The sequence below is a fragment of the Streptomyces sp. NPDC039462 genome (assembly GCF_055639375.1).
This window is the reverse complement of record NZ_JBVKAO010000009.1, coordinates 313,754-327,816: the sequence shown is the minus strand read 5'-3', so window position 1 is coordinate 327,816 and position 14,063 is coordinate 313,754. Positions and strand designations below refer to the sequence as shown.

General features: G+C 70.1%; 14 protein-coding genes and 1 other RNA gene. 11 read left to right on the top strand and 4 right to left on the bottom strand.

What is annotated here, in order from left to right:
- The first annotated feature begins 18 nt into the window (after positions 1-18).
- Entirely contained in the window at positions 19-1,125 is a 1,107-nt protein-coding gene (gene prfB, locus ACZ7LU_RS36885) for a peptide chain release factor 2 (RefSeq protein ID WP_398298351.1), read from the top strand.
- 300 nt (positions 1,126-1,425) lie between these two features.
- Positions 1,426-2,109, top strand: coding sequence for an LPXTG cell wall anchor domain-containing protein (locus ACZ7LU_RS36880; protein ID WP_398298349.1), 684 nt, complete (start codon positions 1,426-1,428; stop codon positions 2,107-2,109).
- Positions 2,110-2,248: 139 nt separating this feature from the next.
- Here ACZ7LU_RS36880 and ACZ7LU_RS36875 read toward each other — a convergent pair whose 3' ends face one another.
- Positions 2,249-2,440, bottom strand: coding sequence for a hypothetical protein (locus tag ACZ7LU_RS36875; protein WP_362987089.1), 192 nt, complete (start codon positions 2,438-2,440; stop codon positions 2,249-2,251).
- A 228-nt stretch (positions 2,441-2,668) separates the two neighbouring features.
- On the opposite strand from ACZ7LU_RS36875, the gene ftsE reads away from it, so the two are divergent.
- The 6 genes from ftsE to dacB all read left to right on the top strand — a co-directional run bounded on the left by ftsE (position 2,669) and on the right by dacB (position 8,318).
- Positions 2,669-3,358, top strand: coding sequence for a cell division ATP-binding protein FtsE (gene ftsE, locus ACZ7LU_RS36870; protein WP_055569411.1), 690 nt, complete (start codon positions 2,669-2,671; stop codon positions 3,356-3,358).
- A gap of 52 nt (positions 3,359-3,410) precedes the next feature.
- Entirely contained in the window at positions 3,411-4,328 is a 918-nt protein-coding gene (gene ftsX / locus ACZ7LU_RS36865) for a permease-like cell division protein FtsX (protein ID WP_398298346.1), read from the top strand.
- A gap of 78 nt (positions 4,329-4,406) precedes the next feature.
- Positions 4,407-5,603, top strand: coding sequence for a S41 family peptidase (locus ACZ7LU_RS36860; RefSeq protein ID WP_471919238.1), 1,197 nt, complete (start codon positions 4,407-4,409; stop codon positions 5,601-5,603).
- A gap of 18 nt (positions 5,604-5,621) precedes the next feature.
- Positions 5,622-6,143 carry an SsrA-binding protein SmpB gene (gene smpB / locus ACZ7LU_RS36855; protein ID WP_468082644.1) on the top strand — a complete coding sequence of 174 codons (522 nt, stop codon included), beginning with the start codon at positions 5,622-5,624 and terminating at the stop codon, positions 6,141-6,143.
- Between the two features lie 128 nt (positions 6,144-6,271).
- Positions 6,272-6,641: a transfer-messenger RNA gene (gene ssrA / locus ACZ7LU_RS36850) on the top strand.
- Between the two features lie 81 nt (positions 6,642-6,722).
- Positions 6,723-8,318, top strand: coding sequence for a D-alanyl-D-alanine carboxypeptidase/D-alanyl-D-alanine endopeptidase (dacB, locus tag ACZ7LU_RS36845; RefSeq protein WP_471919237.1), 1,596 nt, complete (start codon positions 6,723-6,725; stop codon positions 8,316-8,318).
- Here dacB and ACZ7LU_RS36840 read toward each other — a convergent pair.
- Positions 8,239-9,483, bottom strand: a complete 1,245-nt coding sequence (locus ACZ7LU_RS36840) for an MFS transporter (RefSeq protein ID WP_471919236.1) — start codon at positions 9,481-9,483, stop codon at positions 8,239-8,241. The two genes, dacB and ACZ7LU_RS36840, sit on opposite strands and share 80 nt — an antisense overlap.
- Positions 9,484-9,566: 83 nt before the next feature.
- Between ACZ7LU_RS36840 and ACZ7LU_RS36835 the strand changes: the two genes are divergently transcribed.
- Together ACZ7LU_RS36835 and ACZ7LU_RS36830 are read left to right on the top strand one after the other, a co-directional pair.
- Positions 9,567-10,577 (top strand): LysR family transcriptional regulator, encoded by a 1,011-nt coding sequence (locus tag ACZ7LU_RS36835; protein ID WP_471919235.1) that lies wholly within the window; start codon positions 9,567-9,569, stop codon positions 10,575-10,577.
- A 376-nt stretch (positions 10,578-10,953) separates the two neighbouring features.
- Positions 10,954-11,553: a hypothetical protein gene (locus tag ACZ7LU_RS36830; RefSeq protein ID WP_468560127.1), complete on the top strand. Its 600-nt coding sequence runs from the start codon at positions 10,954-10,956 to the stop codon at positions 11,551-11,553.
- A gap of 12 nt (positions 11,554-11,565) precedes the next feature.
- Here ACZ7LU_RS36830 and ACZ7LU_RS36825 read toward each other — a convergent pair whose 3' ends face one another.
- Together ACZ7LU_RS36825 and ACZ7LU_RS36820 are read right to left on the bottom strand one after the other, a co-directional pair.
- The gene (locus ACZ7LU_RS36825; RefSeq protein ID WP_471919234.1) at positions 11,566-12,213 is read right to left on the bottom strand and encodes an NAD(P)-dependent oxidoreductase; all 648 of its coding nucleotides are present in this window, start codon (positions 12,211-12,213) and stop codon (positions 11,566-11,568) included.
- A gap of 49 nt (positions 12,214-12,262) precedes the next feature.
- The gene (locus ACZ7LU_RS36820; protein WP_471919233.1) at positions 12,263-13,228 is read right to left on the bottom strand and encodes an EamA family transporter; all 966 of its coding nucleotides are present in this window, start codon (positions 13,226-13,228) and stop codon (positions 12,263-12,265) included.
- Positions 13,229-13,386: 158 nt separating this feature from the next.
- On the opposite strand from ACZ7LU_RS36820, the gene ACZ7LU_RS36815 reads away from it, so the two are divergent.
- Positions 13,387-13,932, top strand: a complete 546-nt coding sequence (locus tag ACZ7LU_RS36815) for a MarR family winged helix-turn-helix transcriptional regulator (RefSeq protein ID WP_398298329.1) — start codon at positions 13,387-13,389, stop codon at positions 13,930-13,932.
- The last annotated feature ends 131 nt before the right edge of the window (positions 13,933-14,063 follow it).

Here is a 14,063-nt window from a genome sequence, read left to right as displayed (position 1 = left end):
AGCCGTTACGCTGGAGTCGTGGCAGTCGTCGATGTTTCCGAAGAGCTCAAGTCCCTCTCCTCGACCATGGAGTCGATCGAGGCCGTCCTGGACCTCGACAGCATGAGGGCCGATATCGCCGTGCTCGAGGAGCAGGCGGCCGCGCCGTCCCTGTGGGACGACCCGGATGCGGCGCAGAAGATCACCAGCAAGCTGAGCCACCTCCAGGCGGAGGTGAGGAAGGCCGAGGCGCTCCGTGGGCGCATCGACGACCTCGGCGTGCTGTTCGAGATGGCTGAGGAGGAGGACGACTCGGACACCCGCGCGGAGGCCGAGACCGAGCTCACGGCCGTCAAGAAGGCGCTGGACGAGCTGGAGGTCAGGACCCTCCTCTCCGGTGAGTACGACGCCCGCGAGGCGCTCGTCACCATCCGCGCCGAGGCCGGCGGCGTCGACGCCTCCGACTTCGCCGAGAAGCTCCAGCGCATGTACCTCCGCTGGGCCGAGCGCCACGGCTACAAGACGGAGCTCTACGAGACGTCGTACGCGGAAGAGGCCGGCATCAAGTCGACCACCTTCGCCGTCAACGTCCCGTACGCCTACGGCACGCTCTCCGTGGAGCAGGGCACCCACCGCCTCGTGCGCATCTCGCCCTTCGACAACCAGGGCCGCCGCCAGACCTCCTTCGCCGGCGTCGAGATCCTCCCGGTGGTCGAGCAGACCGACCACATCGAGATCGACGAGAGCGAGCTGCGCATCGACGTGTACCGCTCCTCGGGCCCCGGCGGCCAGGGCGTCAACACCACCGACTCCGCGGTCCGGCTGACCCACCTGCCGACCGGCATCGTCGTCTCCTGCCAGAACGAGCGCTCGCAGATCCAGAACAAGGCGACCGCGATGAACGTCCTCCAGGCGAAGCTCCTCGAGCGCCGCCGCCAGGAGGAGCAGGCGAAGATGAACGCCCTCAAGGGTGACGGCGGCAACTCCTGGGGCAACCAGATGCGTTCGTACGTCCTGCACCCCTACCAGATGGTGAAGGACCTGCGGACGGAGTTCGAGGTCGGCAACCCCGAGTCCGTTTTCAACGGCGAGATCGACGGTTTCCTGGAAGCCGGAATTCGCTGGCGCAAGCAGCAGGAGAAGTAAAAGCCGCCGGAAACGGCTTTATCGACAAGGCAACTGCTGCCCCAGAGGCGGCAGTTGCCTTTTGCGTCACAGTCAGATGTCCGTACGCCGGGCAACTCCCCTAATTTCGGACATCGCGCCCGCAACGACCTTGACGCTGCTGTGAAAAGTGGAAAGGCTAGCGCGCGGCGTGCGTATTTCTGGGGCGCGTGGGATCCGTGGGGGCTGAAGGCTGATCGTGATGGCCGATCGAACGCCCCCGGCGAACGCAGCCCCGGACGCTGCCTCACTGACGATTCAGCTACTGGGGGTAGCAACCAGATGACGAAGAAGACGCGGATCCGTGTCGCGCGAATAGCTGCCGGCGCGGTGATCGCCGCCGGTGCCTCGCTGACCGCCGCGGGTGCCGCCTCGGCCCTCGACGTCGGTGTCGAGCTCGGCGGTGTGGGCGCCGGTGCCCACGCCGACGAGAGCGGCGTCGGCGTGGATGTGGACCTGGACCCCGCCGACCCGGCCCCGGGCGACCCGGACCCGGGTGACCCCGAGCCCTCCGACCCGCCGGAGCCCACCGAGGAGCCCACGGAGCCGACCGAGGAGCCGACGGACCCGGAGATCCCGACCGAGGAGCCCACGGACCCGGAGATCCCGACCGAGGACCCCACCACCGACCCCACCGACCCGGGTGAGGGGAACGGCAACGGCGGCAACAACGGCCACGGCAACGGCGGCGGTGGCGGCGACAACGGCAACGACGCCGGCCCCGACGGCGGCGGCTCCGTCCCCGTCGAGCAGGGCAAGGGCAAGGACAGCCTGACCGACACGGGCTCCCGGCCCGTCGAGCAGGGCGGCAACAACGCCCAGCCGGCGGCCGACAAGGGCGAGCTCGCCGAGACCGGCGCCGCCGAGACCACGTTCCTGCTGATCGGCGCCGCGACGATGATCGCCGGCGGCATCGGCTTCCGCATCCTGCCGCGCCTCGTCGGCAACCGCGGCGCAGCTGCCTGATCCGTACGAATGAAGAAGGGCCCGGAGCTCCACGGAGCTCCGGGCCCTTCTGTGTCGCCGCCGATGTCAGCTTCGGGACGCCTCGTGACTCTTTGTGTTCACTGTGTGCCCCGTGGGCGCCCCCGCAGGGGCCGGCGCGCTACGCGGTCTGCTGCGCCAGCAGCACGACCGCCGCGATCAACACGACGAGCAGCGCTATCAGTGCCGCGGGATTGAGCCCGGCGAAGGGCCCTTCCTGCTGCAGACGCTCGCGATTGGCCCGGCACACGGGGCAGCGGCCTTCATTCACGGGCGCTGCGCAGTTCGCGCATACCAACCGATCCAGGGTCATGCGCTTCTCCTCCCGCACAGTCTCAGCCTGCCCAACGCTACGGGGAACTCAATCGTTCCCCCTACCACTGTGCCAGCTTCCGCGGATTTCGGCGCGGCCCACCCCTTCGCCACGGTTTCCGCCCCGTACTTCCGTGACAATCCGCGCAACTCAGGACGCCGACTGCGCGCGCGTACCTGCTTCGCGTATGGTCACGCTCACCTACCCCCGGCAACCCGTGGTGCATCCGTGATCCGATTCGACAACGTCTCCAAGGCCTATCCGAAGCAGACCCGCCCAGCGCTCAGGGACGTCTCCCTCGAGATCGAGAAGGGCGAGTTCGTCTTCCTGGTGGGATCCTCCGGCTCCGGAAAGTCCACTTTCCTGCGGCTCGTCCTGCGCGAGGAGCGCACCAGCCACGGCCAGGTGCACGTCCTCGGCAAGGACCTCGCGCGCCTGTCCAACTGGAAGGTGCCGCACATGCGGCGCCAGCTGGGCACCGTGTTCCAGGACTTCCGCCTCCTGCCCAACAAGACCGTCGGTGAGAACGTCGCCTTCGCGCAGGAGGTCATCGGCAAGTCCCGCGGCGAGATCCGCAAGTCCGTGCCCCAGGTCCTCGATCTCGTGGGCCTCGGCGGCAAGGAGGACCGGATGCCGGGCGAGCTCTCCGGCGGTGAGCAGCAACGCGTCGCGATCGCGCGCGCGTTCGTCAACCGGCCCAAGCTCCTCATCGCGGACGAGCCGACCGGCAACCTCGACCCGCAGACGTCCGTCGGCATCATGAAGCTGCTCGACCGGATCAACCGGACCGGCACGACCGTCGTGATGGCCACCCACGACCAGCAGATCGTGGACCAGATGCGCAAGCGGGTCATCGAGCTGGAGAAGGGCCGTCTCGTGCGCGACCAGTCGCGCGGCGTCTACGGCTACCAGCACTGACACCGTCTCGCCCGACCGCTGTCTGTTCCACCTGATCCACTGAAAGGCCGCCATGCGCGCCCAGTTCGTCCTGTCGGAGATCGGCGTCGGTCTCCGCCGGAATCTCACGATGACCTTCGCGGTCATCGTCTCCGTAGCGCTTTCGCTCGCCCTCTTCGGCGGTTCGCTGCTCATGCGTGACCAGGTGAGCACGATGAAGGGCTACTGGTACGACAAGGTCAACGTCTCGATCTTCCTCTGCAACAAGGCCGACGCCGAGCAGGACCCCAAGTGCGCCAAGGGCGCCGTCACGAACGAGCAGAAGGACCTGATCCTCCGCGATCTGAAGAAGATGACCGTCGTGGACAAGGTCACGTACGAGTCGGCGGACGAGGCGTACAAGCACTACAAGGAGCAGTTCGGCGACTCGCCGCTGTCCAGCTCCCTGACGCCGGACCAGATGCAGGAGTCGTACCGCATCAAGCTGAAGGACCCGGAGAAGTACCAGGTGGTCGCGACCGCCTTCTCCGGGCGTGACGGCGTGCAGTCCGTGCAGGACCAGAAGGGCTATCTCGACAACCTCTTCGGGCTGTTGAACGGCATGAACTGGGCGGCCGTGGCGGTGATGGCGCTGATGCTCGTCGTCGCGCTGATGCTGATCGTCAACACCGTGCGCGTCTCGGCGTTCAGCCGCAGACGCGAGACCGGCATCATGCGGCTCGTCGGCGCCTCCAGCTTCTACATCCAGATGCCGTTCATCATGGAGGCCGCCGTCGCCGGCCTCATCGGCGGAGCCGTCGCCTGCGGAATGCTGTTGGTCGGGCGGTACTTCATGATCGACCACGGTCTGGAGCTGTCCGAGAAGATCAACCTGATCAACTTCATCGGCTGGGACGCGGTCCTCGCCAAGCTGCCGCTGGTGCTCGCAATCGGCCTTCTGATGCCCGCGCTTGCCGCGTTCTTCGCGTTGCGCAAGTACCTGAAGGTGTGACAAGAGCCGCCGGTGCGGCAGGGCGTCGTACGGTTCAACCAACCGTACGGCGCCCTTCGTTGTCCTAGACTCACCGGCATGTCAGGCCTCGTCCGGTTCGCCGACCGGTTGTCCCGGCCCCGCCGCATCCGCCGCGGGGCGACCCTGACATTGGTCTTCGCGAGCGTCCTCGTCACGGGCGCCGCCACCGGCTCCTGGAGCGACGCCGCGGACGACGGCCGAAATCCCCCTCCTCCTTCGTCACGTTCGGACGTGCTCGGCTCCTCGGAGCGTCCCGACGACACCGCGGAGGAAGCCGCCGACGCCGCCGCGGAGGCCATGGCCGACGGCAAGTCCGGCAAGAAGGCCGCCGAGGAGGCCGTCAGCCGCAGCGGGGACCGCTGGGGGTCGGTGTACTCGCCGGGGGAGTACCAGGAGTTCGAGAAGGCCCTCGGCGGCGGGTACACGGGCGTCGGGCTGTGGGCCCGGCGCGGGGCCGCCGGGCGCATCGAGGTCTCCCGGGTCCAGCGGGGCGGGCCCGCGGACCGGGCCGGGCTCCGCGAGGGCGACCGGCTGCGCACCGTCGACGGCAAGCGCGTCACGGGCCGGCCCGTCACGGAGGTCCTCGCCCTGCTGCGCGGCGACCGCGCGGGCACCCCGGTGACCCTCGGTGTGGAGCGCGGCACGCGCGCGTGGCGCGAGACCGTGCGCAGGGCCCACGTCTCCACGGACCCCGTCACGGTCAGCCGGCTGACCGGCGGCGCCGTCCTGATCAAGGTCGCGGCGTTCACCAAGGACTCCGGAGAGGCCGTGCGGACCGCCGTGCGGGAGGCCCCCGAGGGCGCGGGGATCGTGCTCGACCTGCGGGGGAACTCCGGAGGCCTCGTGTCGGAGGCGGTCACCGCCGCGTCCGCGCTGGTCGACGGCGGCCTCGTCGCGACGTATGACGTACGGGGTGAGGAGAAGGCGCTCCACGCCGAGCGGGGCGGCGACACGGAAAGGCCCGTGGTCGCGCTCGTCGACGGCGGCACGATGAGCGCGGCCGAGCTCCTCACAGGTGCCCTCCAGGACCGCGGCCGCGCGGTCGTGGTGGGGTCGAGGACCTTCGGCAAGGGCGCGGTCCAGATGCCGAGCCGGCTGCCCGACGGCTCCGTCGCCGAGCTGACCGTCGGCCACTACCGCACTCCTTCGGGGCGGGCCGTCGACGGCCGGGGTATCACCCCGGACCTGGAGGCCGACGAGCGGGCCGAGGAGCGGGCCGAGACGGTATTGACTGGCCTCGGACCCCCCTCGTAGTGCGAAAATGGCCGGACTATGGCGAAGGAAAAGGTAAAGCGCAAGGCCGCGAAGGCCGCTGAGAAGGCCCCTGCCCGCAAGATGGTCGCGCAGAACAAGAAGGCGCGGCACGACTACCACATCCTGGACACCTACGAGTGCGGCCTGGTGCTGATGGGCACCGAGGTCAAGTCACTGCGCATGGGCCGGGCCTCCCTGGTGGACGGCTTCGTCCACATCGATCACGGCGAGGCGTGGCTGCACAACATCCACGTCCCGGAGTACGTGCAGGGCACCTGGACCAACCACTCCGCCACGCGGAAGCGGAAGCTCCTGCTGCACCGGGCCGAGATCGACAAGCTGGAGTCCAAGGCGAACGAGACGGGCCACACGATCGTGCCCCTCTCCCTGTACTTCAAGGACAGCCGGGTCAAGGTCGAGATCGCCCTGGCCAAGGGCAAGAAGGAGTACGACAAGCGGCAGACGCTCCGCGAGAAGCAGGACACGCGTGAGACCAACCGCGCGATCTCGGCGGTGCGGCGGCGCCAGGGGATCGGCTAGCCCCAGGGGCCCGGATCGGCGGGCCGCCGGGAATACGCTGGCATCGTCGTGCGTTGGTCACGTACGATGGGCCGTGCCCCGCACAGCAGGGGCGCCGGGCCGAAAGGCCCAGATTGAAAAATCAACATGGGGATGATCGGTTTCGACAGCGGATGTCGAAGCAGGGGAAGCGTGTCGAGGAAGCGGCAATGATCTCGTAAACCATATGTCGCAAAAAATAATCGCCGATACCAAGCGCGATTCCTTCGCCCTCGCTGCCTAAGTAGCGACTTGCGAAGTGTCAGCCCGGGGCCGTTCCCGACCCGGATCCTGGCATCAGCTAGGGAACTAAACTTCTAGGCCCGGTCACGGGACCTAGGAGGAAATCAAACAGTGACTGGGCCCGTCGGCGACTTGTTCGCGTGATCGCCGGGGCCGAGAAAATCGCAGCGAACTGCACACGGAGAAGCCCTGATTCTGCACCGTTGGACGCGGGTTCGATTCCCGCCATCTCCACAATTCCCATGTGAGACTGAAGCCCTCTGGCCCTCCGGCCAGGGGGCTTCTGTCGTGCCCCAGGGGCTGTCATGCTCCGGGGTCATGAGTAGACCCGTGAGACGCGTCACCATCCGTATGCGCCACTGGATCTGGCCCGCCGTGCTCGCCGTCGCAGCGGCCGGGCTCGCCGTCGGCTCACCGGCCGGGGCGGACTCCGACCGGTCGGGGCTCCCCGAGGCCATCGACACCATCCTGGCCGACCCGCGCATGGAGGGCGGTGTGGCCAGCGTCGTCGTCGCCGACTCCGCGTCCGGCGACGTCCTGTACCAGCACCGCTCCAGCGGGCGCCTGATGCCCGCCTCCAACACCAAGCTGCTCACCTCGGCCGCGGCCATGGAACTCCTCGGCCCCGCCCACCGGTTCACCACCGACGTCCGCTCCACCGCACCACGGCGCGGCTCCGTGCTCCAAGGCGACCTGTACCTGCGCGGCACAGGTGACCCGACGACGCTCGCCGAGGACTACGACCGGCTCGCCGCGAAGATCGCCGACTCGGGGATCCGGCGGGTCTCGGGACGGCTGGTCGCCGACGACACCCGCTTCGACGACAAGCGCATCGGCGACGGGTGGAGCGGCGACGACGAGTCCGCGTACTACGCCGCGCAGATCAGCGCCCTGAGCGTCGCGCCCGACACGGACTACGACACCGGGACGGTCATCGTCGAGGTGGCGCCCGGGGCGCGGGCCGGGGACAAGCCGCGCGTCGGCGTGACGCCGAAGACCGACTACGTAGACATCGATCTGCGCGCGACGACCGTCGCGGAGGGCGGCGCCGACACCGTCGCGGTGGAGCGGCAGCACGGCAAGAACACCATCACCGTCAGCGGCACCGTCCCGGTCGGCGGGGACACCACCAAGGAGTGGGTCACCGTCTGGGAGCCCGCCGGGTACGCGGCCGCCGTCTTCCGCGACGCGCTCGCCGCGCACGGTGTGCGGGTGAGCGGACCGACCCGGACCGGGATCGCCACGCCGAGGGGCGCCCGGCAGCTCGCCTCGCACGACTCCATGCCGCTCAAGGACCTCATGGTCCCCTTCATGAAGCTCTCCAACAACATGCACGCGGAGAGCCTCACCAAGGCCATGGGCCACAAGGCGACCGGCCGGCCCGGGAGTTGGGGCGACGGCATCGCGGCGATCAACGGCTATCTGAAGACCGCCGGTGTCGACCCGGGCAAGCTGCGCCAGGTCGACGGCTCCGGACTCTCACGCAAGGACAACGCCGCCGCGGAGCAGTACATCAAGCTGCTGCGTTCGGTGAAGGCCGAACCGTGGTTCGCCGACTGGCACGCGTCCCTTCCGGTGGCCTGCGGCCCCGGCAAGTCCGTCGGCGGCACCCTGCGCTCGCGGATGTGCGGCACTCCGGCGGCCCTCAACGTCCACGCCAAGACGGGAACGCTGACGGCAGCGTCCGCCCTCTCCGGCTACGTCAAGGACAAGGACGGACGCGAGCTGGTCTTCAGCGTCATCCTCAACAACCACCTGGCCTCCTCGGTGAAGCCCGTCGAGGACGCGATCATGGTGACCCTCGCCTCCTCGACCGAGGACAGGGCCGTCCTGGTCAAGCCGCGCTCGACGCGTGCGGCCGAGCGGGACGGCGGCGAGCTGGAGTGCTCGTGGCGCAGGCCTGTGCGCTGCTGAGGAGCAGGGCGCAGCAGGCGGCGGTGACCGGCACTCCGTAGCCCGCGGCGGTACCCAGGTGCTCCACCGCCAAGCCGCCGCCCGCGGCGCCGCAGGCGATGCCTCCGAGGAGGCCGGTCACGGCGAGGGTCATGCCCTCGTTCAACCGGCCCTCGGGGGTGCGGCGCTGGACGAGCGTCATGGCGGTGACCATCGCGGGCGCCGTCGCCATCCCGGCGACGAGCAGCGCTCCGGAGAGGGCGATCAGCGAGCCGGTGGCCACCACCGCGAGCAGGGGCAGCGTCATCAGGGCCGCCATCGCGGCGGCGCACAGCAGGTGGCGGCGGCCCAGCGAGCCGCGCGGTTTCACGGCTCCGTAGACGAGGCCCGCCGCGCAGGACCCCGCGGCCTGGAGGGCGAGGACCACTCCCGCGGCGGCCTTGTGGCCCTGCGTGTCCGCGTAGGCGATCGTGACGACTTCGAGGGAGCCGAAGACGGCGCCGGTGGCGAGGAAGCCGGCGAGCAGAGCGGGCATCCCGCGCGCGCGGAGCAGCGATGTCGTCCCGGCGGATGAGTCCGTACGCCCCTGCGGCGGGGGTTCCGTCGCCCGCTGGGCGGCGAAGACGAGCACGCCGGTCAGCAGCAGGACCACGCCGATGAGCGTGCCCGCCTGGGGGAAGAGCGCGCCGCACAGGAAGGCGGCGAGGACCGGGCCGAGCATGAAGCAGAGCTCGTCGGCGGCCTGCTCGAAGGAGTTGGCGGTGTGCACGGCCTGCGCGTCGCCCTTGAGGAGGTGCGCCCAGCGGGCCCGGGACATGCCGCCCGTGTTGGGCGTGGTCGCCGTGGCGGCGTACGACGCGAAGAGGGTCCAGTCGGGCGCTCCGTAGCGTACGCACAGCAGCAGTGAGAGCGAGCCGAGCGCGGCGACGGCGGTGGCGGGCACGGCGACGCGCGCCTGGCCGTGGCGGTCGACCAGCCGCGCCGTCCAGGGCGCCACGAGGGCGGTCGCCGCGAGGCCGGTCGCGGTGACGGCGCCGGCCAGGGCGTACGAACCGCGGGCTCCGGAGATCATGATGACGGCGCTCACGCTGAACATGCCCATGGGGAGGCGGGCGATGAGGTTGCCGATGGTGAAGGCGGTGGCGCCGGGTATCGCGAAGAGACGGGCGTAGGGGTTGTGGGGCATGTGGTCACCCTCGCCGGGGGTGCCGGGCGGGGTCCAACACCTGTGGGGTGCCGATTCACGCACCTCCGTTGTAGGTTCCTGCGGTGACCGAGGAAACAGTCGTACGCAGGGACGAGGATTCAGTCGTACGCAGAGATGTGGACCCCAGGCTGCTGCGCGCCTTCGTCGCCGTCGCGGAGGAACTGCACTTCACCCGGGCGGCCAACCGCCTCTATGTCGCGCAGCAGGCGCTGAGCCGTGATGTGCGCCGACTAGAGCGGGAGTTGGGGGCCGAGCTCTTCGCGCGCACGACGCGGCAGGTCTCGCTGACCGCCGACGGCGAGCGGCTGCTGCCGTACGCGCGACGTGTCCTGGAGGCCCAGGACGACCTGGTCGCCGCTGTCACGGGTGCGGCCCGGCCCCTGCTCGTCGACCTGAACAGTCCCGGTCTGGTCTTCGGACGCATCCTGGAGCGGGCCCGCGAACTCGCCCCCGACTGCGAGCTGATGGCCCGTTTCGAGAGCGGCCTCACCGGCTCGGCCGCCGAGATCGCCGCCGGACGGCTCGACGTCTCCTTCGGGCGGTTCGCCGGACTCGACCCGGCGCTGCGGGCCGGGCTCGACCAGCAGCCCGTGCGGTACGAGCCGATGGCGGTGCTGCTGCCGACCGGGCACCCGCTGGCGGAGCTCGACGCGGTGCCGCTGGACGCGCTCGCGGGGGAGACCGTGTACGCGGGGGCGGGCAACCCGAAGACGCTGGAGTGGACCGGCCTCGCGCGGCTGCTCTTCGCGGGGCGCGGCATCGGGATCGCGCCACCGGCGCCGCTCGCCGTCGGCGCCGAGGAGTTCGAGCGGGTGATGGCGAAGAGCCGGTGTCCGGTCCTCGCCGTCGTCGACTTTCCGGCCATGCCGGGCGCCGAGCTGCGGCCGCTCGTCGACCCCGTCCCGCTGTCCCCCGTGTCGCTGGTGTGGCGAAAGGGCCTGACGCACCCGGGGGTCACCGCACTGCGGACGGCGGCCGCGGCGCTCGCGGCCGAGGAGGGCTGGCTGGAGAAGCCGGCGGACGGCTGGGTGCCCGCGGCGGACGCACTCGTCATGCGGACGAACTCATCCTGAGGAGACGGAACCGACGCGGCACCGACCGTCGAACGGATCAAGGCGTTGCGCGACTGTTACGTGCAACGGGGCGCCCGCAATGGTTTGAAATGCCGCCGTAAATGCGGGCGTTCGACGTGTGCGGCTCCCTGGCCGCAGGGGTCTCGCGGCCCCCGGGATTCGCACCCGTGAACAACTGCCGCACTAAAAGGCGCTGTCCGCGAAGAGATCCGAGATGCGCGCGCGTACAGCATTGCAACTGCCAATAGTTGGGCGGTGAAGGACCGTAACGATCTCGACGCACCCTGTAGCCGACTCCTAAGCTGACGGCTCTTCCCGCTGCTCACGCCGGACGACCGCCGTGCGGCGGGCCCCCCACTTCTGCCAGGAGATTGCTTTGCTTTACAGGAAGACGGCGCTGCGCGCCGCCGCGCCCGTCGCCGTGCTCGCCCTCGCGCTGACCGCCTGCGGTGGCGGCGACGACAAGAAGTCGGAGGACAAGCCGAAGGCCGGTGCCTCCACGTCGCAGAACAAGCCCAAGGAGGAGTCGGTGCTGGCGGCCGGCAAGAGCACCTCGGGCAAGGTGAAGGAGGACAAGGCCTTCGTGACGTACGACGTCACCGCCGAGAAGGTCGACGTCGGCACGGAGGCCGAGACCAAGAAGCTGGTCTCGGACCCGAAGCGGGCCAAGGGCCTGGTCACGGCGACCGCCCACATGAAGATCACGCACAAGGGCGGCGCCCCGCTCACGGACACCCCCGACGTCCAGGACACCACGGAGATCTACGCGGACGGCACCCGCGGCGGCCTCCTCATCGGCGCCGCCGAGGACGCGCCGGGCTGCGAGGACGAGCTGGACCTCGAAGGCTGGAAGAAGGGCGAGACCCACGTCCTCTGCGAGACGTACCTGATCCCGAAGGGCTCGAAGTCCATCGAGGTGCGCTGGTCGGCCAAGGAGGACGGGGACCAGGTGAGCTGGAAGTTCGCCGGCAAGTGACCGGCGACCGGCTCAGTAGCCGACGGTGAAGCGGGTGCGGGGGCGGCTCGGGCGTTCCGCCTCGTTCAGGAGGGCGATCGCGAAGTCCTCCATGGAGATGGACGAGTTGCCCTCCGCGTCCACCAGCAGCTCGTCGTCGGCGAGGCGGAACTCACCTGTGCGGGTGCCGGGTTCGAAGAGGGCCGAGGGGCTGATGTAGGTCCAGGGGACGTCCGTGTGCGCGGTGCGGAGGGCGTCGTACTGGGCGTTCGACGCCTCGGCGATGTGGCGCCAGGCCGTGGGGACGTACCTCGGATCGTCGATGGCGAGGACCCCCCGCGTGCCGGGGACCGTCAGGCTGCCCGCGCCGCCGATGACGATGAGGCGTACGCCGTCGGTGCGGGCGAGGCCTGTCAGGAGGGCCTTGATGATGGCCGGGTGCTCGTGTTCGTGGCCGGGGGCGGGTCTGGTCGCGTTGACCACGAGGTCCTGGCCGGCGCTCAACTCGGCGACGTGGTCGGGGTCCACGGCATCGCCGGTGCGGTGGGCGGCGGCCGGGTGCAGTTCGGCGAAGCGGGTGGTGTCCCGGACGACGGCGGTGACGTCGTGACCGCGGGCGAGGGCCTCGGCGACGACGCGGCTGCCCGCGTTTCCGGCTGCTCCGAAGACGGTGATGCGCATGGGGGTCGGCTCCTTGGGCTCGGGACAGGTGTGCGGGCGGGTGGGCGGTTCAGGAGCGGGGTGACGGGCGGCGGCGGGCCTGGCCGAGCAGCACGCTCGCCAGGACGAGGACCAGGCCGCCCAGCTGCCAGGCGGTCAGGGTCTGCCCCAGGAAGACCAGGCCGGCGAGGGTGGCGACGACCGGGTTGGTCAGGCCGAGGAACGAGACCGACGAGGCGGGCAGGCGCTCGATGCCGCGGAACCACAGGGCGTACGCGAGGGCCGTGCCGATGATGCCGAGGTAGGCATACCCGGCGAGGTTCGCGCCGGTGAAGTGGCCCGGCAGACCCTCGACGCTGAGCGCGATGGGCGCGAGGACCAGACCGCCCGCGGTCAGCTGCCATCCCGTGAGGGCGAGGAGCGAGACGCCTGCCGGGCGGCCCCACCGCTTGCTGAGCACGACGGCCAGCGCCATCAGCGTGGTGGCCGTCAGCATGGCGGCGATGCCCGCGAGGTCGACCGCGGCGGTACCGCGCAGGACGAGGAGCGCGACGCCCGCGACACCGACGAGCCCGGCGGCCAACGTACGGCCGGTGGGCCGCACCTTCAGCACACCGATCCCGAACCCGGCGACCAGCAGCGGCATGACGGCGCTGATCGTCGAGGCGACACCGCCGGGCAGCCGGTACGCGCCGAAGAAGAGGAGCGGGAAGAACGCTCCGAAGTTCAGGATGCCGAGCACCGCCGCCTTCCACCACCAGTCACCACTCGGCAGGCGCCGGGTGAGCGCGAGCAGGATGAGCCCGGCGGGCAGTGCGCGCAGAGCGGCGGCGAGCAACGGCCGGTCCGGCGGCAGGAGTTCGGTGGTCGTTACGTAGGTGGTGCCCCAGGTGGCCGGGCCGATGGCTGCGAGTGCGGCGATGCCGGCGGCGGCTTTGGCGGAGGGGCGGGGGGTGGTGGCGGACCCGGGGGTCGCCCGCTGTGCCGACCTCTGTGCGGTGCGCTGCGCGGTGCTGCTCCTGCTGCCGATGTCCATGACGCGCTTCCTCTCCCCGTTCCCTCAACGCTTAACGCTATTATTCTCAACGTTGAGATAAATATGGACCCGGGATCTGCGAACGTCAAGTATCTGAACGTTGAGAGATTTCGCCGGGCAGGCCCGGCACCCGGCACGCCGCGAGCGGAGACGACGACATGACCGACCACGACACCCCCGCACAGAACACGCCCGACCACGACGCCATCGACGAGCTACGTGCCCAATGGCGACGCGAGCGCCCCGACCTGGACCTCGCGCACCTGGACGCGATGGCCCTGGTGGGCCGCATCAAGCGGGCCGACCACCTGCTGAGCAAGGGCATGAAGCGGGTCTTCGTCGAGTACGGCCTGGAGTTCGCGGAGTTCGACGTCCTCGCCACCCTGCGCCGCGTCGGCGCCCCGCACGAACTGACCGCGGGCGGCCTCCTCAAGACCGCCATGGTGACCTCCGGCGCCATCACCAACCGCCTCGACAAACTGGAACGCAAGGGCCTGATCGAACGCCATCCGGACCCCAACGACCGCCGCGCCATCCGCGTCCGCCTGACCGAGGCGGGCCGCGACATGGTCGACCGCGCGGTGGTCGACCACGTGGCGAACGAGGAGCGCATGCTGGCCGCCCTGACCCCGGAGGACCGCACCGCCCTCGACGGCGCACTGCGCCGGCTGCTGGTGTCGCTGGGGGACACGCATCTGGGGTGAGGGCGTCCGTGGCGGCCCGGGGGGACCTGAGGGGCTGAGGCCAGCGTTGCTTTCGCGGATGTGGCGAGCCGTGAGGCGAGGTGCCCTGTCGTGGCGCTCCGTCACCAACTCGGTGCGGTTGGCGAAAGATT